A 23,403-nucleotide genomic window follows, 5' to 3' on the forward strand; every position below is an offset into this window, starting at 1 on the left:
CGTATTGCTCGGTGAGACCGCGTGCCGCGGGGGCGTGCGCGCGGGGCCGACCGAGGAGCAGCCGCAGATGAGCGAAGAAGCCCAACCGTCCCGCTCGCGCCTCCGGCGGAGCGTGCCGAGCCGCCGCCGGATCGACTACCCGCGCCGCGGCAGACAGGGTTTCCGGCGGTGGCTCCCCTCCTGGAAGCTGCTCCTGGGCGCCTTCTCGACCGTGTTCGTCGGGTTGCTGGCGCTCTTCGCCGCCGTCTACGCCTACGTCGACATTCCGAGCGAGAACGCGGCGGCGCGCCAGGAGGCCAACGTCTACTACTGGTCCGACGGCACCCAGATGGTGAGCGTCGGCGCGGTGAACCGGCAGAACCTGCCGCTGTCGCGGATCCCCGTCTCCGTCCGCAACGCCGCCATCGCGGCCGAGAACGCCCGCTTCTACGAGGACTCCGGCGTCTCGGTCCCCGGTCTCGCCCGGGCCGTCGCCAACATGGCCCGGGGCCAGGAGACCCAGGGCGGCTCCACCATCACCCAGCAGTACGTCAAGAACACCTACCTCTCGCAGGAGCAGACGCTGTCCCGCAAGGTGCAGGAGTTCTGCATCGCCCTGAAGCTCGACAGCCGCAAGACCAAGGACGACATCCTCCAGGGGTACCTGAACACCAGCTGGTTCGGCCGTGGCGCCTATGGGATCCAGGCCGCCTCCAACGCGTACTACGGCATCGGCGCCGAAAAACTGAATCCCAGTCAGGGAGCCTTCTTGGCAGCCCTGTTGAAAGGCGGCAACGACTACGACCCGGCGCTCGGCGCGAGCCGGCACAGGCGTGCGGTGGAGCGCTGGTCCTGGATCCTGGACCGCCAGGTCGAACTGGGCATGATGAGCGCGGAGGAGCGGGCCCGGTACAAGGTGTTCCCGGCGCCCCGCCCCCAGTCCAAGTCCACCAATCTGAGCGGGCAGACCGGCTATCTCGTCGACCTCGCCAAGCGCTACGTCAAGAAGCGGACGAACCTCACCGACGCCGACCTGGACCGCGGAGGCTACCGGATCCACACCACGTTCGACCGGGCGGCCGTCCAGCAGCTGGAACGCTCCGTCCAAGGCGTACTCGAGCGGGACATCGACCCGAAGACCCGGGCGGAGGACCGCCACGTGCAGGTCGGCGCCGCCTCGGTGCGGCCCGACGACGGCGCGATCGTCGCCGTCTACGGCGGACCCGACGCCACCGCGCACTTCACCAACAACGCCGACACCTCCGGGGTGCCCGCCGGCTCGGTCTTCAAGCCGTTCGTACTCGCCGCAGCGCTCCAGCACGGTGCCGTGGCCGACGACGGCTCCGTGCAGGCCGTCTCCACCGAGAGCGCCTTCGACGAGTCCGGCCGGCTGACCACGGGTCTCTCGCCGGTACGGCAGGACCGCACGTTCGTGTCCCCGCTGGACGGTTCACGCGGCCTGCTGACCCTGCGCAAGGCGATGGCCGCCGGCGTCAACGCCCCCTTCGAGCGCCTCGGTTCGGCCACCGGACTGGCACGGGTCGAGGACATGGCGGTGGGAGCCGGCATGCTCCGGGACAGCATGGCGCCCCGCACCAGGGAGTTCCCGCTCGGCACCTCCTCGCCCAGCGCCATCCGGGTCGCGGGCGCGTATGCGACCTTCGCCGGCGACGGCGTGCGGCACGAGCCGTACTCCGTCACCAAGGTGCTCCGCGGGGACGAGCCCGTCGCCGGCCTCGACCGGCCCGCGTCGCGCCGCGTCATGAACCCCGAGGTGGCCCTCGACATCACCTCCGTACTGGAGGACACCGCGTTCGGCACCCCTGCGGCATCCGCCTCCGGCACCCTCGGCCGCTTCGCCGGAGCGGCCACGGGACGGAGCGACATCCAGCGTGCGGCATGGTTCGCCGGGTACACCGGGAACCTGTCCACGGCCGTGACGATGTTCCGTTCCCAGCCGGGGAAGCCGCTGCTCCCCATGGCCGGCACCGGCGGTGGGGGAACGGAGCGCGGCAGCGTCTTCCCGGCCAGGATCTGGGCGGACTACATGGCCTCCGACGCCCTGCGGAAGATGGCGCCGACACGGCCCGTCGCGGCCCCGGCCCCCACCACCCCGTCGGCGGAGTAGGGGCTGCCGTCCGTCCGTGGCCTCAGGCGCAGCGGGTGCCGTCCGCGGGTGGCAGGCCCTCGATCAGATATCGGTCGACGGCCCTGTCGACGCAGTCGCTGCCGACGTTGTACGCGCTGTGCCCGTCGCCCTCGCGGGTCAGCAGCACACCGGACTCCAGCTGCCCGGCCAGGGACTCCGCCCAGTCGTACGGCGTCGCCGGGTCCCTGGTGGTGCCCACGACCAGGATCGCCGACGTGCCCGGCGCGGAGACCGTGCGCGGCGTGCCCACGGGGTCGACCGGCCAGTCCGCGCAGCCGAGCGCGGCCCAGGCGAGCCATTCGCCGAACACGGGGGACGCCTGCCGGAAGGAGGGCAGCGCGGCCTGCAACTGCTCGGCCGACGTGACGGCCGGCGGCAGGTCGAGGCACGAGATCGCCAGGAAGGAGTGGCCGTACGAGTCGTCGCCGGAACCCTCTGCCAGCCCCGAGAACTCCGTGCCGTTGCCCGCGAGTGCCGCGGCGACGGCGGACTCCAGGACGGGCCAGGAATCCCTGCTGTACAGCGACTGCGCCATGATCACCACAGCGCCGTCCCGGTCGAGGAGTTCGGTGCCGCTCACCGGGAGCGGGGCACGGTCCAGCCGTGCCAGCAGATCGGTCAGGCGCCTCGCCGCCCTGTCCGGATCGGTGCCGAGAGGGCACTCCGGCCGGCTCGCGCAGTCGGCGAGGAAGGCGTCCAGGGCCCGCTGGAAACCGGCGGCCTGGCCGCGGAGGGACTCCAGCGCGTCCAGCCGGGGGTCCACCGCTGCGTCCAGGGCCAGCCTTCCGACCCGGTCGGGGAAGAGATCGGCGTACAGCGTGCCCAGATACGTGCCGTAGGAGACACCGAGGAAGTTCAGCCCGGGGTCGCCCAGGACGGCACGGAGCACGTCCATGTCGCGGGCCGTCTCCAGGGTGGACACATGGCCCAGGCGCGGCCCCGTTCCGGAACGGCAGGCGGCCCCGGTCTCCCGGGTGGACAGGACGAGTCCCTCGACCTCGGCCGGGGTGTCGGGAGTGATGTCGACCGGGCCGGCGTCGGCGGCCGCTCGGACGGGCGCACAGCGCACCGGGGCGCTCTCGCCGACACCGCGCGGATCGAACCCCACGAGGTCGTACCTGGCGGCGAGTTCGGGGGTGACCGGCAGCCCGGCAGCGGACTTCACGGCATCGACGCCCGACACACCGGGCCCTCCGGGGTTGTACAGAAGCGAGCCGAGCCGGCGGCCGGGATCGGCCGCGCGCACGCGGGCGAGCGACAGCCGGATGGTGCCGGCGGCCGGGTCGGCGTAGTCCAGCGGTACCTCCAGCAGGCCGCACTGGACGTCCGGCCCGCAGCTCTCCCAGTCGATCCGTTGCGCGTAGAACGGACGGAGCCCTTCCGGGGCCGAGGCGGGGATGCTCGCCGCGGTGCCCTGGGAGCGGGTCGCCGAGGTCCCGTCATCGGCCGCCGCCGGGGCCGGGAGCCCCGCTCCGGCGGTCAGCGCCAGCGGCACGGCCGCCAGCAGCGCCGTCGCCCGGCGGCGTACGCCTGCGGGCCGGTCGCCGCCGGAGCGGGTGATCGGCGAGCCGGCGGCGATCACGGTTCGGTGCAGGGTCGCTCTCAGCCCGGCCGCCCGGCGTCGGGCGGCCCGGCGCACACGGGCCGGGCCCCCGCGCACGGGGCCGGCGTTCAGGGACCGCCCGGGGCGGTCGTGGCCGGGCACTCGGGTGTCCATGCTCGCTCCCATCTGCGGACGGCCGCGGCTGCGGCCCACCCCCGAGTGAAGCGGCGGGGAGCGCGCGGGAACACGTCCGAGAAGGCGTGGCTTGACAGTCCTGGCACCCTCTGGAACGTGGCGTACGCGCAGGTCGGAGGCGGGGTGCCGCGATCCGGCGGGTCCACCGGCGTGAGATCGTGTGATGACGTGGTTTTGGCGGCGTCCGGGTGATGTGCGGGACGAGCAGGAACCGCTGCGCCGCCGGAGAGCGCCCTCAGTGGTGTCAGTGACGCAACCACTGGAGGCTTCCATGACTGCTGAGCCCCTTCTTTCGCTGTCGTCGGCGCTGTCGGCGACGGGCGCCGATCCGTACCGGGTCCCCGGTGCGCGTGACATCGACGGGCTCTACCCCGCGATGGCGGGTGACGGAGGCGGACTGCTGCCGCCCGCCCCGCAGGAGCGGCTGCCCATTCCGCTCGCGGCGCACGACCGGCGGCGACTGGACCTGCACTCGGCCCTGACCGCCAACGGCGTCGCGCCGCTGCCGGGCGACCTGGACGCGATCAACATCCTCAGCGCGCTCGACGACCGGACGGTGGAGACCATCCTGCACTGGATCACCGTGCCCGGCCCCAGGCCGGCCCGCGCCAGTTGACCACCCGGCACGACCGGCCGTTCCCGAGTTGCGCGAAGGGCCGGGAGCCGGGCACCGCGGGAGTACGAGCGTCCCGGCCCGGTGCGCCGGCTGTCCGAGCCCCGCGGCGGTCCCGGCGGTCCCGGCGGGCGCGGCGCGCACCGGGACCGCCGGCGGCAGGACCGGACGGACGCCGGCGCCGCGGGCCGCTCCGGCGGGGTCCCGGCCCCGGCCGTACCGGGCGGCGATCGGGCGGTCCCCGTCACCGAGCCGCGGAGGATCCGGCGGACCAAGTGCCCTGCCGGGGCGATTCCGGGCTCACGGCCCTGCCGGTCGCCGCGGACGACGAGAGGGCCGAGCGGGTCGTCCGCGCCCTCATCGACGCCCTCGGCTTCGACACGGACGACGCCGGTGGTGCGGCGCCTCCCGCGAACCGTGGGGGTGGCCCAACGCGCGGCCTCGGCACCTCCGTGCAGGCGGACGGTGCCGCCGCACGTCGTGGCGGGCGGCCCTGGGCGGGCACCACTCGTAGGGTGCCGGGATGGTCGACGGCACGGGCGGAACAGGCGGGGCGGGCCAAGGCGGAGCACGCGGGGAAGGGCGACCGGGATATCCGGCGGCTGCCGCCGTGTTCGCGATCGGCATGGCCGGGACGACCCTGCCCACGCCGCTGTACGGGCTCTACCAGGAACAGATCGGCTTCTCCGAGCTGATGGTGACGGTCGTCTTCGCCGTGTACGCGGTCGCCGTCATCACCGCCCTCCTGGTGGCCGGCAACTACTCCGACGTCGTGGGCCGCCGGCCCGTACTGCTGGCCGCCATGGGCTTCTCGGCGGCCAGCGCCTGCTGTTTCCTGCTCGAGACCGGTCTGCCGTTGCTGTTCGCGGGACGGCTGCTGTCGGGCTTCGCGGCCGGGCTGCTCAGCGGTGCCGCGACGGCCGCCGTCATCGAACTCGCCGCGCCGGCGAGGAGGGCGCGCGCCGCCTTCGCGGCCACCGCCGCGAACATGGGCGGCCTGGGCTGCGGGCCACTGCTGTCCGGGCTGCTCGCGGAGTACGCGCCGTGGCCGCTGAAGCTGGTCTTCTGGGTGCACCTCGGGCTGATCGCGGTGGCCTGCCTGCTGACCTGGCTGCTGCCGGAGACGGTCGAGGACCCGCGGCGATGGCCCCCGCTGAGCCCGCAGGGGGTCTCCGTGCCGGCCGGGGTGAAGGGCGTCTTCGTGCCCGCGTCCGTCGCGGCGTTCGCCGGGTTCGCCCTGCTCGGCCTCTTCACGGCCGTGGCGCCCAGCTTCGTCGCGCGGACCCTGGACGTGCACAACCTGGCTGTGACGGGCGCCGTCGTGTTCTCCGTGTTCCTGGCCTCGACCCTGGGCCAGTCGATGACACCGAAGGTCGGTGCCGCCCGGGCGCTCCCCGTCGGCTGCGGCGTACTCGTCGTCGGGCTGCTGTTCGTGGCCTCGTCGCTGATCGTCCAGTCCCTGCCGCTGCTCGTCCTCGGCGCCCTCTTCGGCGGCACCGGCCAGGGCCTCGCCTTCCGCGCCGCCCTCACGCTGGTCAGCGGCGCGGCGCCGGCACGCCACCGGGGCGGGACCATCTCGGCGTTCTTCGTCGTCGCCTACGCCGGAATCTCCTTGCCCGTGGTCGGCGTCGGCGCCCTGGCCATGGAGCTGGGTCTGCGCACCGCGGGGCTCGTCTTCGCCGGCTGTGTGACGGTGGTCGCCTCCTGCGCGGGCGCGTACGCGGCACTGCACCCGCCGAGTCGGGACTGAGGGTCCCGCCTCGGGCAGGCCCCGCCCGGTCGGTGTGGGGCTGAGCACCTCATTTCGCGCAGGCGCCCCGCCGGGCCGGCGGCCTTCGTTCCCGGCGTCGTGCGCATCCCGGTTCGCGTGCCGCCCCTGCGGCGTCGCTGCACGGCCGGCCGCCGTGACCCGCGGAGTCCGTCTCCGCGGGCCACCCATTGCACCGGTCGGCCCACCGGCCGTCCGCATGCCGGGGGTGCGTGGCCGCCCGCCGGTGAGACAAGCCGTCCGACTGAGGCTCAAAACAGGCGGAATGGCCGCCAACCACTTGTTCCGCGGGGCCAGTTGGGCGACGGAACGCCTTCCCTTGCGGCATCGCGGTCTGAGATCTTGCGTCCATTCCGTTCATCACACGCCCGGTGTGCGCCTCGGTGTGGCCGGGCTCTCGGAGGATGCATTGCCTACCCCCCTCATATCCAGCCGACTGAGACGCCCGCTCGTGGCGGCCGCCGCCATCGGCGCGGCCCTGGCGACCGCCGTCCCCGCGAGCGCGGCGCAGGCCACGCCCGGAGCGGTGAGCGGTACCACCGCGTCCGCGGCGGCACCCACCGCGCCGCAGGCCGCCTGGGCCGCCGGGACCCGGGCGTACCTGGTGATCACCGCGCCCGGTGACACGTCCGCCGTGCGCGGCGCCGTCACCGCCAACGGCGGCACCGTCTTCGCGTCCCACGACGCGATCGGTGTGATCGTGGCGCACTCCACGTCCACGGCGTTCGCCGGCACCATGCGCGGCGTCGCCGGGGTGCAGCAGGTCGGTGCGACCCGCACCTCGGACGTCCCCGCGGACGCCTACGACCCCGCGCTGCCCGCTGCCCCCTCGCAGTCGACGACCACCCTCACCGAGTCCAACCGCTGGGACATGACCCAGATCAAGGCGGACAAGGCCTGGGCGGTCAGCACCGGTTCCTCCTCGGTCAAGGTGGGTGTCCTCGACACCGGCGTCGACGACCTGCACCAGGACATCGCGCCCAACTTCAACGCGGCGGATTCGGTCTCCTGCGCCTACGGCAGGCCCGACACCCGTGCCGGTGCCTGGCGCGACATCGGCGACCACGGCACACATGTCGCGGGCACCATCGCCGCGGCCCGGAACGGCAAGGGCGTCATCGGTGTCGCCCCCGGGGTGCGGATCTCCTCCGTCCGCATCGCCGAACCCACGACCAGCATGTTCTTCGCCGAGAACACCATCTGCGGTTTCATGTGGGCCGGTGACCACGGCTTCAAGGTTACCAACAACAGCTACTACACCGATCCGTGGATGTTCAACTGCCCGGACAACGCGGACCAGGCCGCGATCATCGAGGGCGTGAAGCGCGCCCAGCAGTACGCGGAGGGCAAGGGCTCGCTCCAGGTCGCCGCCGCCGGCAACTCCAACTACGACCTGGCGAACAAGCGTACCGACAGCTCCAGCCCCAACGACTCGACGCCGGTGACCCGCACCATCACCAACGCGTGCATCGACATCCCGACCGAGCTCCCGGGCGTCGTCACGGTCGCGGCGATGGGCAACGGCAACGCCAAGGCGTCGTACTCCAACTTCGGCCGCAACGTCATCGACGTCGCCGCACCCGGCGGTGACGGTGCGTCAGGGGTGTACTCCACGCTCCCGGGCGGCAAGTACGGCAACATGAACGGCACGTCGATGGCCTCCCCGCACGTGGCGGGAGTCGCCGCACTGCTCGCGAGCACCGACCCGGGCGCGACTCCGGCGGATCTGCGCGCCCGCCTCGCCGCCCAGGCCAACGACACCGCCTGCCCGTCCGACAGTCGCTGCACGGGCACGACAGCCAACAACGCCTTCTTCGGGGAGGGCCAGGTCGACGCGCTGAAGGCGGTCGGCGGCACGCCGCCCCCGGCCCGCTACTTCGAGAACACCACCGACGTGGCCGTCAACGACAACGCCACAGCCGAGTCGCCCATCGCCGTGACCGGTGTCGCGGGCAACGCCCCGGCCGCACTCAAGGTCGGTGTGGACATCAAGCACACCTACCGCGGTGACCTGGTGCTGTCCCTCGTCGCCCCGGACGGCACGGTGTACCTGCTGGAGGACTTCCCGGACGGCGACGGTGCCGACAACGTCGTGAAGACGTACACGGTGGACGCCTCGTCGGAGGTCGCCGCCGGCATCTGGAAGCTGCGCGTACGGGACAACGCAGCCCAGGACACCGGTCGTATCGACGCCTGGAACCTCACCTTCTAGCAGGTTCGGGCCGAACACGACACGGCCCCGGGGAGAGTGTCCGCGCCCTCCCCGGGGCCCGTCCGTGTCCGGGCCCCGGAAGGGGTGGTTCCGCGAACGCCGCCGGCCGCGCGTACGGGAAGGCGTGGCGAACGGCCGGACGGTCCGTGGATGCATAGGTTCTGCACCACCGCCGTCCGAAAGGTGCAAAGTGGTCAGTACGTCCGAGGCCCCCGAAGCGACCCGTACGTTCTTCGGACATCCCAGGGGCCTGTCCACGCTCTTCCTCACCGAGATGTGGGAGCGCTTCAGCTACTACGGCATGCGTGCCCTGCTCGCCCTCTATCTCGCCGCGCCGAAGAGCGAGGGTGGCCTCGGCCTCCCGGACAGCACGGCCATCGCCGTCTTCAGTGTCTATCTCTCGATGGTCTATCTGCTGACACTGCCGGGCGGCTGGGTGTCCGACCGGTTCCTCGGGCCGAGGAGAACGGTGACGGTCGCCTGTGTGATCATCATGATCGGGCACTTCCTCCTCGCCGTCCCCACCGAAGGGTTCTTCTTCGCCGGGCTGTTCTTCGTGGCGATCGGGTCGGGCCTGGTCAAGGCGAACATCTCGACCATGGTCGGCCATCTCTACGAGGGCCCGCTGGAATGGCGCCGCGACAGCGCCTTCACCATCTTCTACATGGGCATCAACCTGGGTGCCTTCTTCGCCCCGCTGGTCATCGGCACCATCGGCCAGAAGGTGGGATACCACCTCGGGTTCGCCGTGGCCGGCGTCGGTATGGCGGTGGGGCTGCTCCAGTACCTCCTCGGGCGGCGCGGGCTGAGCCCCCACAGCGACGTCGTGCCCTCGCCGATGGACGCTGCACACCGCCGGGCCATGGTGAGGAAGGGACTTCTGTGGCTCCTGGTGCCCGTCGCCGTCTACACGGTCGTCGGACTCTCCGGCCACTACACGCTGAACTGGATCATCGTTCCGCTCACCGTCCTCGGGCTGGTGCTCCCAGCCTGGACGCTGATGCGCATCAGGAGGGACCCGGAGCTCACCCCGGCGGAACAGCAGCGGATGACCGCCTACGTCTGGCTGTTCGTCGCGGCGGCGGTGTTCTGGATGATCTACGACCAGGGCGGCTCGACACTCAACATCTTCGCCGAGAGGAACACCGACACCGACGTCGCGGGCGTCGACTTCCCGTCCAGCTGGTTCCAGTCGCTGAACCCGCTCTTCGTCATGGCACTCGGGCCCGTCTTCGCCTGGCTCTGGCTGTGGCTCGCCGCACGGGACCGGGAACCGTCCACGCCGGTCAAGTTCGGCCTCGGCCTCATCCTGGTCGGGCTGTCCTTCGCAGTCTTCCTGCCGGCGCTCACGGCCGCCTCGGGCGGCTCACCGGTCTCCCCGATGTGGCTCGCCGTCATCTATCTCGTGCAGACAGTGGGCGAACTGTGCCTCTCCCCGGTCGGTCTCTCGGTGACCACCAAGCTGGCACCGGAGAAGTACGGCAGCCAGATGATGGGCGTGTGGTTCCTGGCGGTGACGGCGGGGGACTGCGTCACCTCGCTGGCCTCGCTGGCCGGTGCGAACCTGAACGGGCGGCCGTTCGTCGTCGCCGAGGTGGCGGTCGCGGTGGCCGTGGGCGCGCTCATCCTGGCCTTCCGCAGGCAGATCGGCCGACGGTTCGTCGGACACCACTGACCGACCTCGCCGATGCCGATGCCGATTTCGCAAGCGACGGCGGTCGGAGCGGGAACACGGACCGGGGGCCCGGCCGCGTCGAGCGGCCGGGCCCCCGGGTGTGCGGTGCCGCGTCAGCGGCGGTGTCCGAACCGTCCCCAGGACTTGGTGTCGACGACGCGCCCGCGGTCGTTCCGGAGGGTGGCGGTGTCGCGGTTGTCCCAGACGTAGTTGCGGCGGTCCTGGTAGACGTCGGTGCGGGTGTCGCGGCCGATGCCGGTGTGGACCCGGACGCTGGAGCGTCCGCCCAGGCGCAGGTTGTCGAAGCGGTAGTGGTTGCCGTCCCGGTCGCTGAGGGTGTAGCCGCGGAGGTTGACCGCGTGCCGGCCGTTGTTCCTCACCTCGACCCATTCGGCGTTGAGGCTGCGGTTGGAGCGGTCGTCCCTGCCGGGGCTGTCGTACTGGACCTGCCCGATGACGACCGTCGACCGGAAGGAGTGGTGCCGGTCGTGGCCGGCCGCCGACGCCGGCAGCGCGGCTGCCGCGACCAGGGCGCCGGAGGCGAGTGCGGTGGCGACGACGCGGCGGGTGATGCGAGAAGCAGACATGGAATGCCCCTTCGAGGACGTGCCCGACAAGGCCCTGCTCAGGGCCTCTGCGTGGCGGTTCAGGTTCCCGGCTTGCTGCCGAGGGCCCTCACTCTGGCCTGGTCGCGGGCCCTACGAGACGCAAACCGGACGCTATGACGAAATGCGGACATCTCCGTAACTCTTGCTTGTATGGATCAGTCTTCTCGCCCGTGGGCGGGCCGGAGGTCGTTTCATCTTGCATCGATCGGTTGACTGATCAACAACAAGCGGTTTCCTGCGCCCCGGGCGCCCCCTGTGTGCGCGTGTGTGTGCCGTCGAGAGGGTGGGATGATTTGTGTAACAACGCCCGTGCCTTCGGGTTCGAATGATTGGTCCCGAATCCCGTGTCCGTGCGAACTTCGCGGCTCGTCCGGCCGTGTGCGGCCGGATGCGGTTCCCTTTCCCGGATCGGCACGAGGGCGGGCCGGCTGAAGGGGTCGGGGGAGTGGTGTCGTGATCCGTGCCGGGTGAGCCGCGTCTCATCCGCCCGCGGTGTCTTGTCTATGCAACGAGTTGCATAGAAGGATCGGGAGCATGGCGCTCGAACACGCGATCCTCGTCTCCCTGCTGGAGAAGCCCGGCTCCGGCTATGAGCTCGCCCGCCGGTTCGAGCGGTCCATCGGGTACTTCTGGACCGCCACCCACCAGCAGATCTACCGCGTCCTCAAGCGCATGGAGAGCGACGGCCTGCTGGAGGCCCGCGAAGTGGCCCAGCAGAGCCGCCCGGACAAGAGGGAGTACTCCGTCGCCGGCCCCGGTCGCGCCGCCCTCTCCCGGTGGCTGCACGAACCGGTCGAACCGGAGAGCATCCGGCACGAACTCGCCGTGAAGATCCGGGGCGCCGCCTTCGACGACCCGGCGGCGCTGATCTCCGAGGTCGAACGCCACCGAAAGGCGCACGGCGACCGGCTCGCGCACTACCTCTCGGGGGAGCGGCGGGACTTCACCGGCCCGGAGGCGTCCCTGCCGCTCGACGACGGCCAGGAGCTCCAGCATGTCGTGCTGCGCGGCGGCATCGCCTACGAGCGGATGACGATCGCCTGGCTCGACGACGTCCTCGTCACCCTCCGTCGGCTCGAGGCCGCTCGCCCGCGCACCTGAACCGCGCCGGCCGTGTGACGGTGCGCCGGTCTCGCCGCCGCGCCCGTGGCCGCCCATCCGTACCCGCTTCGCACCACCGTCGACGCACCGCATCCGACCCCCGACCCGGAAGGCGTACCCCATGGCCGACCAGCTCCTGTTCAACCCGCGCACCTACGACCCCGCGCACTTCGACCCCGAGACCCGAAGGCTGCTGCGCGCCACCGTGGACTGGTTCGAGGCCCGCGGCAAGCGCAGGCTGATCGAGGACTACCGTTCCCGCGTCTGGCTGGAGGACTTCCTCGCCTTCGCGGCCAAGGAGGGCCTGTTCGCCACCTTCCTCACGCCGGCCCCCGACGCCGAGGGGCCGGACCAGCGCTGGGACACCGCGCGTATCGCCGCGCTCAACGAGATCTTCGGGTTCTACGGCCTCGACTACTGGTACGCCTGGCAGGTCACCATCCTCGGCCTCGGGCCGGTGTGGCAGAGCGACAACGCCGCCGCCCGGGCTCGCGCGGCCGAACTGCTCTCCCAGGGCGAGGTGTTCGCCTTCGGTCTGTCCGAGAAGAACCACGGCGCCGACATCTACTCCACCGACATGCTGCTGGAGCCCGACGGAGAAGGTGGATTCCGGGCGACCGGTTCCAAGTACTACATCGGCAACGGCAACGCCGCCGGGCTCGTCTCCGTGTTCGGCCGCCGCACCGATGTCGAGGGCCCGGACGGCTATGTCTTCTTCGCGGCCGACAGCCGCCACCCGGCCTACCGCCTGGTGAAGAACGTCGTCGACTCCTCCAAGTACGTCAGCGAGTTCCGCCTCGAGGACTACCCGGTGGCGGGCGAGGACGTCCTCCACACCGGCCGTGCGGCCTTCGACGCCGCCCTCAACACCGTCAACGTCGGCAAGTTCAACCTCTGCACGGCCTCGATCGGCATCTGCGAGCACGCGATGTACGAGGCCGTCACCCACGCCCACAACCGCATCCTGTACGGCCGCCCCGTCACCGCCTTCCCGCACGTGCGGCGCGAACTGACCGACGCCTACGTACGCCTCGTCGGCATGAAGCTGTTCAGCGACCGAGCCGTCGACTACTTCCGCTCCGCCGGCCCGGACGACCGCCGCTATCTGCTCTTCAACCCGATGACCAAGATGAAGGTCACCACGGAGGGCGAGAAGGTCATCGACCTGATGTGGGACGTCATCGCGGCCAAGGGCTTCGAGAAGGACAACTACTTCGCCCAGGCCGCGGTCGAGATCCGGGGTCTGCCGAAGCTCGAGGGCACGGTCCACGTCAACCTCGCGCTGATCCTGAAGTTCATGCGCAACCACCTGCTCGACCCGGTCGACTACCCGGAGGTGCCGACCCGGGTCGATGCCGCCGACGACGAGTTCCTCTTCCGGCAGGGCCCTGCCAGGGGCCTCGGTTCCATCCGCTTCCACGACTGGCGCACCGCCTTCGACGCCTGTGCCGGGGTGCCCAACGTCGCCCGCTTCCGCGAACAGGCCGACGCGCTGTGCGAGTTCGTCACCACCGCGGCCCCCGACGAGGGGCAGAGCCGCGACCTGGACCTGCTGCTCGCCGTCGGCCAGTTGTTCGCCCTGGTGGTGCACGGCCAGCTGATCCTCGAGCAGGCCGGGCTGACGGGCCTGGACGAGGACGTGCTCGACGAGCTCTTCTCGGTCCTCGTCCGCGACTTCTCCGGCTACGCCGTGGAACTCCACGGCAAGGAGTCCGCCGACGAGCGGCAGCAGAGCTGGGCGCTGGGCGCCGTCCGCCGGCCCGTGGTCGACGAAGCCCGTTCCGCGCGGGTGTGGGAGCGCGTCGAGGCGCTCTCCGGTGCCTACGAGATGGCTCCGTAGGTCGCGGGAGGCCGAGGTCCGCGGGTGCGCGAAGGCGGCCCGTCGGACCGCCGGCCGGACCGCGGGACCGGTCCGCGACGCAGGGCTTGTGCCGTCCGGGCGGCGCTTCAGCCGGGGCCGCGGAACCGCCACCCCGGCCGGAGGCCGCCCGTGCCGAGGACCTCCTGTGCCGCGGACCTCCCGTGCCTCGGAACTCCTGAGCATCCGTTTGGGAATCGGCGGCGGAAGAAGACGCCGGAGCCCCTGTCCCACACGTCGGCGGGACAGGGGCTCGTCGTTCGCGTGAGGTGGACGGGCCGCAGCGGGAGGGGCGGTTCAGCCGAGGACGTGGCGCAGATAGGACCGCGGGTCGGCGAGGTAGCGGCGCCAGTGGTCCACCAGGGCGAGTTGGTCCCATGCGGCCCGGCGCACGCCGTGCTCGCCCACCTCAAGGATGTCGGCGCCCGGGAGCGCGGTCAGCAGCGGGGAGTGGGTGGCGCAGACGACCTGTCCGCCCTTCCTCGCCAACTCGTCGATGTGACCGATCAGTTCCAGGCACGAGCCGAATGACAGGGCGGCTTCCGGCTCGTCCATGACGTAGAGGCCGGGCTGCAGGAACTTGTGCCGGAAGGCAGCCAGGAACCCCTCGCCGTGACTGACGGAGTCCGGTGCGAATCCCTCCCGGTCCAGGGCGTCCAGTGCCGTCTCGGCACGCAGGAAGAATCCCCTGCGCGCCGACCAACTGCCCATCATCCGCCGTCCCCGGGGTGCGGCGTCGAAGCGGATCCGCTCGCCCAGGGCGGACTTGGGGCGATGGGTGGCGTAGCGCCAGTCGTGCGAACCGCCCCAGGAGTCGAGCCCGAAGCCCTCGGCGAGCGCTTCGACGAGGGTCGACTTGCCCGAGCCGTTCTCCCCGACCAGGAACGTCACCGGTGCCGTGAAGCGCAGTCCGTCCGCCAGCAGGGCACGTACGCACGGTACGTTCCACGGCCATGCGTCCTCGCGGTGCGGACCCACGGCTGCGTACGCGCGTTCGATGATCACGGGCCGAGTCTCTCACGGCGTGTGTCCCCGGGTGTCGCTCGCGTTCCCTAGCTGGCGGAATGACCGGTTCAGCCCTGCAATGATCGGGAGTGGCTGTTTTCGGTCAGGATTTGGTCCGTCACGCTATGTGGCGGATCGTCGGGTGGGGATTCCGGGAGCCGCCCGCCCCGCCCTGGCTCCCCATGTCCGGCATGGGCGGGGTGAGGGAGGCGTTCATGCGGACGTACCTCGGGTATGGCGAAATTTTTCCTGAGGAGTCGCCAAGATGGCAAAAGAATCGACCGAAAGTGACTGTGGGCTTTTGACTACTGATCGGCCATTCAGTGACTGTCGTTCACATGTCCGTCACATCCCGAGCCGCCGGCCCGATGCGCATACGAGACTTCCGGCTGCTGCTCGCGGGAGCGGCCACCGGACAGCTCGGTGCCCACGTCACACTGGTGGCCCTGCCGCTCGTGGCCGTCCTCGAACTCGACGCCACCGCCTTCGAGGTTGGTCTCCTCACCGCAGCGGAGACCGCGGCGTTCCTGCTCATCGGGCTGCCTGCCGGTGCCCTCGCCGACCGGATGCGCAAGCGGCCCCTGATGATCCGGGCGGACGTGGTGCGCGCCGCGGCGATGGCGAGCATTCCCGCGGCGGCCGTGGCCGGTGTCCTGACGATGGTTCAGCTCTACGCCGTCGCGCTCGTCGTCGGTGTGGCGACCGTGTTCTTCGACGTCGCCCACCAGAGCTACCTCCCCCAGCTCCTGCCCCGCGAGCAGCTCGTCGCGGGCAACGGCGCGCTCGAGACGGTCCGTTCAACGGCCCAGGTGACCGGTCCCGGCATCGGCGGCGGACTGGTCCAGTTGGTCGGAGCACACCTCGCGGTCATCGCCGACGCCGCAGGCTACGCGCTCTCCGCCCTGTTCCTCATCGGCATCGGACGGCCCGAGGAACGGCCCCGGCGCGACGCCGGTGGCTCCCTGCGCAAGGACATCGGCGAGGGCGTCCGCTTCGTCATCCGCCATCCCCTGCTCCGCGTCATCGCCGTCACCACGGGCCTCGCCAACCTCTGCACCGCCGTCCTCATGGCGACGCAGACCGTCCATCTCGTCCGCACCGTGGGGCTGCAGCCCGGGGCGCTCGGACTGGTCCTGTCCGCGTCGGCCGCCGGAGGACTCCTCGGCGCCCTGTGCGCCGCGCGTCTCGCCGCGCGGCTGGGCCAGGCACGTCTGATCCGCCTCTCCGCCCTCGCGACCGGACCGTTCGCCGTGCTGTGGCCCCTGTCCGGCCCCGGCGTCCCCGGGGCGGTGCTCTTCGCCACCGGATCCGCCGCCGTCTCCTTCGGTGCCGTCGTCTACAACGTCGCCCAGGTCAGTTTCCGCCAGGCGCTGTGCCCGCCCAGGCTGCTCGGCCGGATGAACGCCACCCTGCGCTTCCTGATGTGGGGCACCCTGCCGATCGGCGCCCTCCTCGGCGGCGCGATCGCCGAGTCCTTCGGCGCCCGTACGGCGCTCGCGTGCTGCGCCCTCGGCTTCCTCGCCGTACCGCTGCCGCTGCTGCTCTCCCCGCTGCGCCGGATGCGCGACCTGCCCGGGCCCGACGGCCTCCTCGACGACGGTGCGCAGGAGGCGTCGTGCGGTGCCCCGAACGGCGTCCCGCACGGGGCACCGCACGACGGCGGACCGGGGTGCGGGAGACCGGGGGACAGCCGAAGCGCGGACGGCGACGAGCGGCCCCTTCCCACGTCCGCCCACTGACCCACCGTCAGCAGCCGCGGCCGGGACCACCCCGTCCCGGCCCCGGCTCGCGGACCGCGCCCCCGTCGCGCGTCCGGACCCCGCCGGTGCCGGCCCGCATCGCGCGCCCCCATCGCCCCTACCGCGCAACCGCGGTGACGACAGAGAGGATCACGTGCTCAGCATCACGAGCCAGTACCTGGCCCGCTACCGGCACCTCACCGCAGGCGACCGGGCCGAAGCCCTGCTGCCCGTCACCGGGGCACAGCGCCGCTTCGTACTGGTGCGTTCGCTGGACCCGGCGGGACGCCCCGACGTGGTGCCGATGTTCTTCGCCTTCCCGCCCGGCACCGTCGACGTCGAACGCCTCCGGTCGTCGGCCCGCCGCCTGGCCGCACGGCACACGGCCCTGCGCTCGCGCCCCGCCGTGGTCCGCGGAACGCCCGTGCTCGTCGCCGGCGGACCGGAGGTCCCCGTGACCCGGCCCGCCGCCGTTCCCGGAGAGCGGCCCGCCGACACGCTCCGCCGTGCGCTGGCCGCCTGGGACCCGCACGGGCCACCGCTGAGGCTGTTCCTCGTGCGCGACGCCGGCGGCAGGGAGGACGACGTCCTCGCCGTCGTCCTCGACCACGCCGTGTGCGACGGCCGCTCGCTGGCCCGGATCGTCGAGGAACTCGGCGCCGCGTACGCCGAGAGCGCCGACGCGGGGGACCCCGCGCCCGAGGAGGCGGAGGCCGAACTCTCCGTCTACCGGGAGGCCGTCCTCCTGCAACTCGCCGCGGAGGAACGGGCGGACACGCCCGAGGCGGCCGCGTACTGGGCGGACCGGCTCCGTGCCGTCCGCGAACAGGCCCCGCCGCCGCGCCCGGAGCGCGTACCGGACGGCACGCTCCCGAGCGGCTCGGCCGAGGCCAGGCTGCCGGCGCACGACGGCACCGTGCCCTTCCCCGAACTGCTCGACGCCAGCCGCGCCGCCGCGCGTGCGCTGTACGGCCCGGGTGGCGTCGTGCCGCTCGGCTACCCCTGGGGCGGACGCCCCACCGGCGCCGAGCCGGTCGTCGGCTGCTTCCTCAACACCGTCGTCTTCCCGGCCGCCACCGGCCACGGCCCGGCACCGGAGGTGACCGCCGACGCCTGGTGGGACGACCTCGACCGCGCCGACGCGCCGTTCGACGCGGTCGTGAGCGCCGCACGGTCCGCCGGTTCCGGCTGGACCGGACGCCTCGACGGTCTGCTGACCGTGGACGACGACCGCCGTCGCCCGCCGCTGCGGCTGGGCGGTGTCGAGGGGCGGGAGATCCATATCGACGGCAGGACGGTCCGTGGACCCTTCGCGGTGTCCGTCACGCAGGGGGCCGAACTCCGCGTGCGGATGGTCTGGGACCGCGCGGTCCTGGACGACGACACGGCGAACGAGGCGTTCGACGCCCTCGCCGGCGCGCTTCGGCCACCAGGGCGGGCCGTGGACTGACATCCCCCGCACGGCGTGGCGGCGCGGTCCGGGCGAGGGACCAGCACGACCGAGCCGGAGCGCCTCGGACCTGCCCGGCGCCGGGGCCGCCGGGCACCACCGCGCCCGCGGCACACCACGGGCACAGCACGGCGGCCCGCGCCACGGCGTCACCGTGCGCCCCCCAGCACCCCCCCGCGCGACCGCACGCCGGCGCACACCACCCCGACGTACCGCCGACGTTCGACGCACCACCACCCCGACCCACCCCGACCCACGCCGACGTACGCCGCAACCCCGACGCACCACCGTCCGAAGCGCCACCGCGCGACCCGCGGAGCGCCCGTACGACCACCGCCGGCCACGACCGTGACCGGCGCAGGACAACCGACCCGACGACCTCAGGGATCGCCCATGCTTCCGCTCTCCTCCTCGCAGGAGATCGTCTGGCTGCACGAGCAGATGCAGCCGGGCAGCCGCGCCTACAACTTCACCGCCGCACTCGACCTCTGGGGCACGCTCGACACCGAGGCGCTGCGCCGCGGGCTCGCCGCCACCCTGGACCGCCACCCCGGCCTGCGGCTCGAACTCGTCGCCTCCACCGGGTCGGTACCGGGTCAGCGGGTCGCGCGGGAATGCCGGCCGAGGCTGAGCACGGTCGACATCAGCGGGGAGGAGGACCCCGAGGCGGCGTTCGCGGAGCTGCTGCGCGCCGAGGCCGAGTCGCCCCTCGACACCTTCGAGGCCCCGCTGCTCCGCTGGACACTCGTCCGTCTCGCGGAGCGCCACCACCGCCTGATCCACGTCGAGCACCATCTGATCCACGACGGGCACTCCTTCGCGATCCTGCTCGACGACTTGTTCGGCGTCTACCGTGCCCACGTCCTCGGCGAGCCCGCGGAGCTCCCGCCCGCCCCGTCGTACGCGGACCACGTCCTCGCCCGGGCCGAGGCCGCGTTCGCCCCCGAGAGCCTCGACTTCTGGCGGACGGCACTCCGAGACCAGCCCCACGATCTGCCACTGCCCGGCCTCGCCCGCCCCGGCGCCGGGCGCAGGCACCACGGCGGGCAGCTGCGGCAGTCGATCGGCGCCGACCTCGCAGACCGGCTGCGCGAGCACACCCGCTCACGCGGTCTCACCCCGTTCGCCACGCTCCTCGGGCTCTTCGCCGAACTGCTGCGCCGGCACAGCGGGCGCTCCCGGATGGTCGTCGGCACGGCCGTCGGCAACCGGCCCCGGGGCTACGAGAACTCCGTCGGCATGTTCGTCAACACCATCCCGCTGCCGCTCGCCCTGGACGCCGGCGCGCCCGCGCAGGACACGATGGACGAGGTCACCGACACCCTCATCCGCGCCCTGCCGCACCAGGACGTGCCCGTCCAGGAGCTGACGCGTGCGCTCGGCATGCACTCCTCGGGCGCCGACAACCCGCTGTTCTCCGTCATGTTCAGCGCCCACGACGCCCCCCTCCCCGAGATCGACGTACCCGGTCTCGACATCACGCTCTTCGAGGGGTTCAACACCGGCACCACCCGGTTCGACCTCGACGTGGTGCTGCTGCCGGACGACCGGCGCGGAGTCACCCCGCGCCGCGGCGCGGCCGGTATGACGCTGGTCTGGGACTACGACGCCGACCTCTTCGGCGAGGACGTGGCACGCCTGCTCGCCGGCCGCTTCCTGGACCTGCTCCGGGCCTACCTCGACGCCCCGGAGACCCCGCTGGCCGATCTGGCGCCCGCGGCCGTGGAGCCGGCCGCCGAAGCCGTCCCCGTACCGGCGGACCGCGACCCGCTCGATCCCACGGCCGGCCACGACCCGTCCCTGCCGGCCCTGCTGTCCGGCGCACGGCGCCTCACCTACGGCGAACTCGACGCGCGCGTCGGCTCGCTCGCGCGGCGGCTGCGCGCCGCGGGTGTGACCCCCGGACAGCCGGTGGCCGTCGTCCTGCCCAGGGGAGCCGACTCCGTCGTCGCGCTGCTGGCCTGCCTGCGCACCGGCGCCGTCCACTGCCCGCTGTCCCCCTCCGACCCGCCCGCCCGAATCGCGCTGCTCCTGGAACGGCTCGGCCCGGCGCTGGTGCTCACCGGCGAGGGCGGCCCGGCCGTGCCGGACGGACTGCCCGCCGCGCCGGTCGACTCACCCGTGCTCCCCCGCGCGCGCGAGGCCGCGGTACTGCCCGGCACCACCTACGTCATCCACACCTCCGGATCCACCGGGACCCCGAAGCCCGTCGCCGTCGGGCGCGCGGCGCTGGAACACCATGTGACGGCGGTCGCGGACCGGTTCGGTCTCGCCGCCGGGGACCGGGTCCTGATGTTCGCCCAGCCGTCCTTCGACGTGGCGCTGGAGGAGGTGCTGCCGACCCTGTACGCCGGAGCGTGCCTGGTCCTCCCCGACCACGAGGTGCCCACCGGGGCGGAGCTCGCCGACCTGCTCGCGTCCGCGCGCGTCACCGTCGCCAATCTGCCCACCAGCTACTTCCTCGCCACCCGGGACGACCTGCGTCCCGCGCTGCGCGACGGGAACTGGGCACCGCGGCTGCTCGTCCTCGGCGGCGAGCGCCTTCCCGCGGACGCCCTCCGCGACGTCCTCGCCGACACCGGGGCGACCGTCCTCAACGCGTACGGCGTCACCGAGGCCGCCATCAGCTCCACCGTCCACGAGATCTCCCGCGCGGCCCTCGCCGACGGTGCCGAGATCCCCCTCGGCACCGAACTCCCTGGCGAACGCGTCCACGTCCTCGACGCCCACCGCCGTCCGCTGCCGCCCGGTGCCGTCGGTGAACTCGCCATCGCCGGGCCGGGCCTCGCCGAGGGGTACGCCGGGAACCCGGAGGCGACGGCCGCCCGTTTCGTCACCGTCGACGCGCTCGGCGGGGAGCGTGTCTATCTGACCGGAGACCTCGGCTACCGCGGACTGGACGGCCTCCTGTACTTCCTGGGCCGACGGGACAACCAGATCAAGCTGCGAGGGCACCGCATCGAGCTGGAGGAGATCGAGGCGGCGGCGTCCGCCGCACTCGGCGGCCGGTCGTGCGCCGTGGTCCTGGACCGCGAGACCGCTGGGGGCCCCCGGCTCGTCGGTTTCCTCGAGGACGGCGGCGGCCGCGCGGCGTTCGACGAGAAGACGCTGCACGCCGAACTCAGCCGCCGGCTGCCGGCTCCCCTCGTCCCCGCGCGCTGGGCACTGCTCGACACCATGCCGACCCTCGCCGGCGGCAAGCCCGACCGGACGGTGCTGGCCCGCCGTGCGGCGGCACTCGAACCCCTGGCGCCCACCGCGACCACGTCCTCGCCCGCCGTCGTGCCGGACGACCCGATGACGGCCCTGCTCGCGGAGGGCTGGCGCGAGGTCCTCGGCCACAGCCGGTTCGACGCGCGTTCCCACTTCTTCCGCAGCGGAGGCCACTCGCTCCTCGCCGCCGAGCTCGCGGCCTGGCTGGAGCCCCGGCTGGGCACCCGCCCGCCGCTCAGGGTGCTCTTCCGCAACCCCGTGCTCGCCGACCAGGCCGACGCCCTCGCGGCCACCTCCACCCTCTCCACGGAGTCGTGATGACCCAGCCCCTGACCACCCCTGACACCACGGAAGCCGCCGTCGGCGAGACGGTCCGCGGTGCCGCGGCCGCCGAGGCCGCCGGTACCGGGCCCGCCGTCGTCACCGCTGCCGTTCCCCACAGCCCCGACGGCATGCCGCTGAGCGTCGCCCACGGCCCCGCGGCCCGACCGACCGGCGTGCTCGACCGCTTCGAGGACTGGGCCCGGCGCACCCCGCAGGCCCCCGCCGTGATCGACGGCGACCGCACCTGGACGTACCGGGATCTCGACACCGCCGCCGCGCGGGTCACCGACGCACTGCGCGACCGCGTGGGACCCGGGGACCTGGTCGGCGTCTGCCTGGACCGCTCCGCGGCCCTCGTCGTGACCGCCGTCGCGCTCGCCCGTCTCGGTGCCGTCTACCTGCCGCTCGGCCCCCGCCCCGGCGAGCGACGCACCGAGGCCGTCACCGAGGACCTCGACGTCGCCTGCCTCGTCGGCGACCCCGGAGTCCTGCCCGCCCGCCACCGTGCCGGGGACCTGATCGCACTGCCGCTGCCCACCGAGGGCAGCAACGGCCCCGCCGCCCCCGTGGCCGCCTTCGCCGCCCCGGCCGCCGGCGCTCGACGGGCGCCCGAGGGCGCGCTGTACGCCGTCCTCACCTCCGGTTCCACCGGCCGTCCCAAGGCGGTCGCGGTAGCCGGGCCCGCCCTGTCCGTCGCCCTCGACTGGTACCGGGCCGAGACCGCTCTCGCACCCGGCGACCGCCAGTCCCTGCTCATCGGTGTCGCGTTCGACCCGCACCTGCTGGAACTGTGGGCCGGGCTCACCTCCGGAGCCGCCCTCGTTCCCGCACCCGACGACGTCCGCTGGGACTCGCGCGTCCTCACCGACTGGTGGCGCGACGCCGCCGTCACCGTGTCCGTGGCGGCCACCCCGATGGTGGAACCGCTGCTGGACCGGCCCTGGCCCCAGGACCTGAGGCTGCGTCACCTCGTCGTCGGCGGCGACCGGATGCGCCGGCGGCCCGGCCGCGACGTCACAGCAACCGTCCACAACGCCTACGGTCCCGCGGAAGCCACCGTCGTCGCCACCACCTACGCCATGCGCGGCACCGATCCGCAGGCGGGCAGCGCGACCCCGCCGCCCATCGGCACCCCACTGCCCGGCGTCACGGTCGTCGTCACGGGGGAGGACGGCCGGCCCGTCGCCCGTGGGCGGGACGGCGAACTCCGCATCGGTGGCCACTGCCTGGCACTCGGCTACCTCGACCCCGAGCTGACCGCACGGCGCTTCGCCGCGCCGCCGCAGGACCCGCCGCTGCCCGGCATCGGCCGTCTCTACCGCACCGGCGACCGGGTGCGGATGACCGCCGACGGCAGCCTCGACTTCCTGGGACGCCTCGACGACCAGGTCAAGATCAGCGGTGTGCGGATCGAACCGGCCGAGGTGGAGGCCGCGTTCGAGCGGGACCCGGCCGTCCGGAGCGCCGTCGTGACCGTGCTGCGCGACGAGTCCGGCCACGCGCGCCTCGTCGCCCACGTGAGGCCCGCCGCCGGCACCCGGCCCGCGACCGATGACCTGCTTGCGGCGGTCCGCGCCTGGCTTCCCGAACAGGCCGTGCCCACCGCCGTACGCATCGTCGAGGGCTACCCCCTCGACGCCAACGGCAAGGTGGACCGGGCCGCGCTGGCGTCGGAGACCTCCGCATCCGGCGGCTCCGCGCCCCCCTCCGACGACGCAGGTGCGACGACACCCGCCGAACGGCTCGTCCTCTCGACCGTACGGGACCTCCTCGGCCGGCCCGGGACCTCCCTCGGCGACAACTTCACCGACGCGGGCGGCACCTCCGTCGTCGCCGCCCGGCTGCTGGCGGCGGTCGAGCGCGAGACGGGCGTCCGCCTGCGCGCTCCCGAACTGCTGCGCAGCCCGGACCTGCGCGCCTTTGCCGCCCTCCTCGACGAGCGCCGGACCACTCGGCCGGCAGGAGCCTGAG

The 23,403-nt window shown here is 72.9% G+C and carries 14 protein-coding genes; 11 read left to right on the forward strand and 3 right to left on the reverse strand.

The window, feature by feature from the left end; genetic code table 11:
- The first annotated feature begins 67 nt into the window (after positions 1-67).
- A complete protein-coding gene (locus AB0J10_RS20740; RefSeq protein WP_363063615.1) occupies positions 68-2,107 on the forward strand; it encodes a transglycosylase domain-containing protein in 2,040 nt (679 codons plus the stop codon).
- Positions 2,108-2,129: 22 nt separating this feature from the next.
- Here the strand turns inward: AB0J10_RS20740 and AB0J10_RS20745 are convergent, their stop codons facing one another.
- The gene (locus AB0J10_RS20745; RefSeq protein WP_363063617.1) at positions 2,130-3,845 is read right to left on the reverse strand and encodes an alpha/beta hydrolase; all 1,716 of its coding nucleotides are present in this window, start codon (positions 3,843-3,845) and stop codon (positions 2,130-2,132) included.
- Between the two features lie 292 nt (positions 3,846-4,137).
- On the opposite strand from AB0J10_RS20745, the gene AB0J10_RS20750 reads away from it, so the two are divergent.
- From AB0J10_RS20750 to AB0J10_RS20765, 4 genes are all read left to right on the forward strand, one after another.
- A complete protein-coding gene (locus tag AB0J10_RS20750) occupies positions 4,138-4,482 on the forward strand; it encodes a hypothetical protein (protein ID WP_363063619.1) in 345 nt (114 codons plus the stop codon).
- A 520-nt stretch (positions 4,483-5,002) separates the two neighbouring features.
- Positions 5,003-6,229 carry an MFS transporter gene (locus AB0J10_RS20755; protein WP_363063621.1) on the forward strand — a complete coding sequence of 409 codons (1,227 nt, stop codon included), beginning with the start codon at positions 5,003-5,005 and terminating at the stop codon, positions 6,227-6,229.
- A gap of 469 nt (positions 6,230-6,698) precedes the next feature.
- Positions 6,699-8,459 carry a S8 family serine peptidase gene (locus AB0J10_RS20760; protein WP_363063663.1) on the forward strand — a complete coding sequence of 587 codons (1,761 nt, stop codon included), beginning with the start codon at positions 6,699-6,701 and terminating at the stop codon, positions 8,457-8,459.
- A gap of 190 nt (positions 8,460-8,649) precedes the next feature.
- Positions 8,650-10,134: an oligopeptide:H+ symporter gene (locus AB0J10_RS20765; RefSeq protein WP_363063623.1), complete on the forward strand. Its 1,485-nt coding sequence runs from the start codon at positions 8,650-8,652 to the stop codon at positions 10,132-10,134.
- Between the two features lie 113 nt (positions 10,135-10,247).
- Here AB0J10_RS20765 and AB0J10_RS20770 read toward each other — a convergent pair whose 3' ends face one another.
- Positions 10,248-10,721 carry a lamin tail domain-containing protein gene (locus tag AB0J10_RS20770; protein WP_363063625.1) on the reverse strand — a complete coding sequence of 158 codons (474 nt, stop codon included), beginning with the start codon at positions 10,719-10,721 and terminating at the stop codon, positions 10,248-10,250.
- 555 nt (positions 10,722-11,276) lie between these two features.
- On the opposite strand from AB0J10_RS20770, the gene AB0J10_RS20775 reads away from it, so the two are divergent.
- The gene (locus AB0J10_RS20775) at positions 11,277-11,843 is read left to right on the forward strand and encodes a PadR family transcriptional regulator (protein ID WP_363063629.1); all 567 of its coding nucleotides are present in this window, start codon (positions 11,277-11,279) and stop codon (positions 11,841-11,843) included.
- Between the two features lie 121 nt (positions 11,844-11,964).
- On the forward strand, positions 11,965-13,683 hold the full coding sequence (locus tag AB0J10_RS20780) for an acyl-CoA dehydrogenase family protein (protein WP_363063631.1): 1,719 nt from the start codon (positions 11,965-11,967) through the stop codon (positions 13,681-13,683).
- Positions 13,684-13,998: 315 nt separating this feature from the next.
- Here the strand turns inward: AB0J10_RS20780 and AB0J10_RS20785 are convergent, their stop codons facing one another.
- Positions 13,999-14,706 carry an AAA family ATPase gene (locus AB0J10_RS20785; protein ID WP_363063633.1) on the reverse strand — a complete coding sequence of 236 codons (708 nt, stop codon included), beginning with the start codon at positions 14,704-14,706 and terminating at the stop codon, positions 13,999-14,001.
- 338 nt (positions 14,707-15,044) lie between these two features.
- Here AB0J10_RS20785 and AB0J10_RS20790 point away from each other — a divergent pair, with 338 nt between their 5' ends.
- The 4 genes from AB0J10_RS20790 (at position 15,045) to AB0J10_RS20805 (ending at position 23,402) form a co-directional block, all read left to right on the forward strand.
- Positions 15,045-16,445: an MFS transporter gene (locus AB0J10_RS20790; protein WP_363063635.1), complete on the forward strand. Its 1,401-nt coding sequence runs from the start codon at positions 15,045-15,047 to the stop codon at positions 16,443-16,445.
- 154 nt (positions 16,446-16,599) lie between these two features.
- Entirely contained in the window at positions 16,600-17,895 is a 1,296-nt protein-coding gene (locus AB0J10_RS20795; protein WP_363063637.1) for a condensation domain-containing protein, read from the forward strand.
- A 393-nt stretch (positions 17,896-18,288) separates the two neighbouring features.
- Complete coding sequence (locus AB0J10_RS20800; RefSeq protein WP_363063639.1) at positions 18,289-21,426, forward strand: amino acid adenylation domain-containing protein; 3,138 nt, start codon at positions 18,289-18,291, stop codon at positions 21,424-21,426.
- Positions 21,426-23,402, forward strand: a complete 1,977-nt coding sequence (locus tag AB0J10_RS20805) for a non-ribosomal peptide synthetase (RefSeq protein WP_363063641.1) — start codon at positions 21,426-21,428, stop codon at positions 23,400-23,402. Before AB0J10_RS20800 ends, AB0J10_RS20805 begins: the two co-directional genes overlap by 1 nt.
- Position 23,403: the final 1 nt, after the last annotated feature.

Origin of the sequence: Streptomyces sp. NPDC049887, from assembly GCF_040656535.1 — a bacterium.
GTDB lineage: Bacteria > Actinomycetota > Actinomycetes > Streptomycetales > Streptomycetaceae > Streptomyces.

Coding starts and splice junctions, on each gene's coding strand:
- AB0J10_RS20770 (WP_363063625.1), bottom strand. CDS start 10,721: ATGTCTGCTTCTCGCATCACCCGCCGCGTCGTCGCCACCGCACTCGCC.
- AB0J10_RS20745 (WP_363063617.1), bottom strand. CDS start 3,845: ATGGACACCCGAGTGCCCGGCCACGACCGCCCCGGGCGGTCCCTGAAC.
- AB0J10_RS20800 (WP_363063639.1), top strand. CDS start 18,289: ATGCTTCCGCTCTCCTCCTCGCAGGAGATCGTCTGGCTGCACGAGCAG.
- AB0J10_RS20750 (WP_363063619.1), top strand. CDS start 4,138: ATGACTGCTGAGCCCCTTCTTTCGCTGTCGTCGGCGCTGTCGGCGACG.
- AB0J10_RS20790 (WP_363063635.1), top strand. CDS start 15,045: ATGTCCGTCACATCCCGAGCCGCCGGCCCGATGCGCATACGAGACTTC.
- AB0J10_RS20740 (WP_363063615.1), top strand. CDS start 68: ATGAGCGAAGAAGCCCAACCGTCCCGCTCGCGCCTCCGGCGGAGCGTG.
- AB0J10_RS20780 (WP_363063631.1), top strand. CDS start 11,965: ATGGCCGACCAGCTCCTGTTCAACCCGCGCACCTACGACCCCGCGCAC.
- AB0J10_RS20755 (WP_363063621.1), top strand. CDS start 5,003: ATGGTCGACGGCACGGGCGGAACAGGCGGGGCGGGCCAAGGCGGAGCA.
- AB0J10_RS20775 (WP_363063629.1), top strand. CDS start 11,277: ATGGCGCTCGAACACGCGATCCTCGTCTCCCTGCTGGAGAAGCCCGGC.
- AB0J10_RS20805 (WP_363063641.1), top strand. CDS start 21,426: ATGACCCAGCCCCTGACCACCCCTGACACCACGGAAGCCGCCGTCGGC.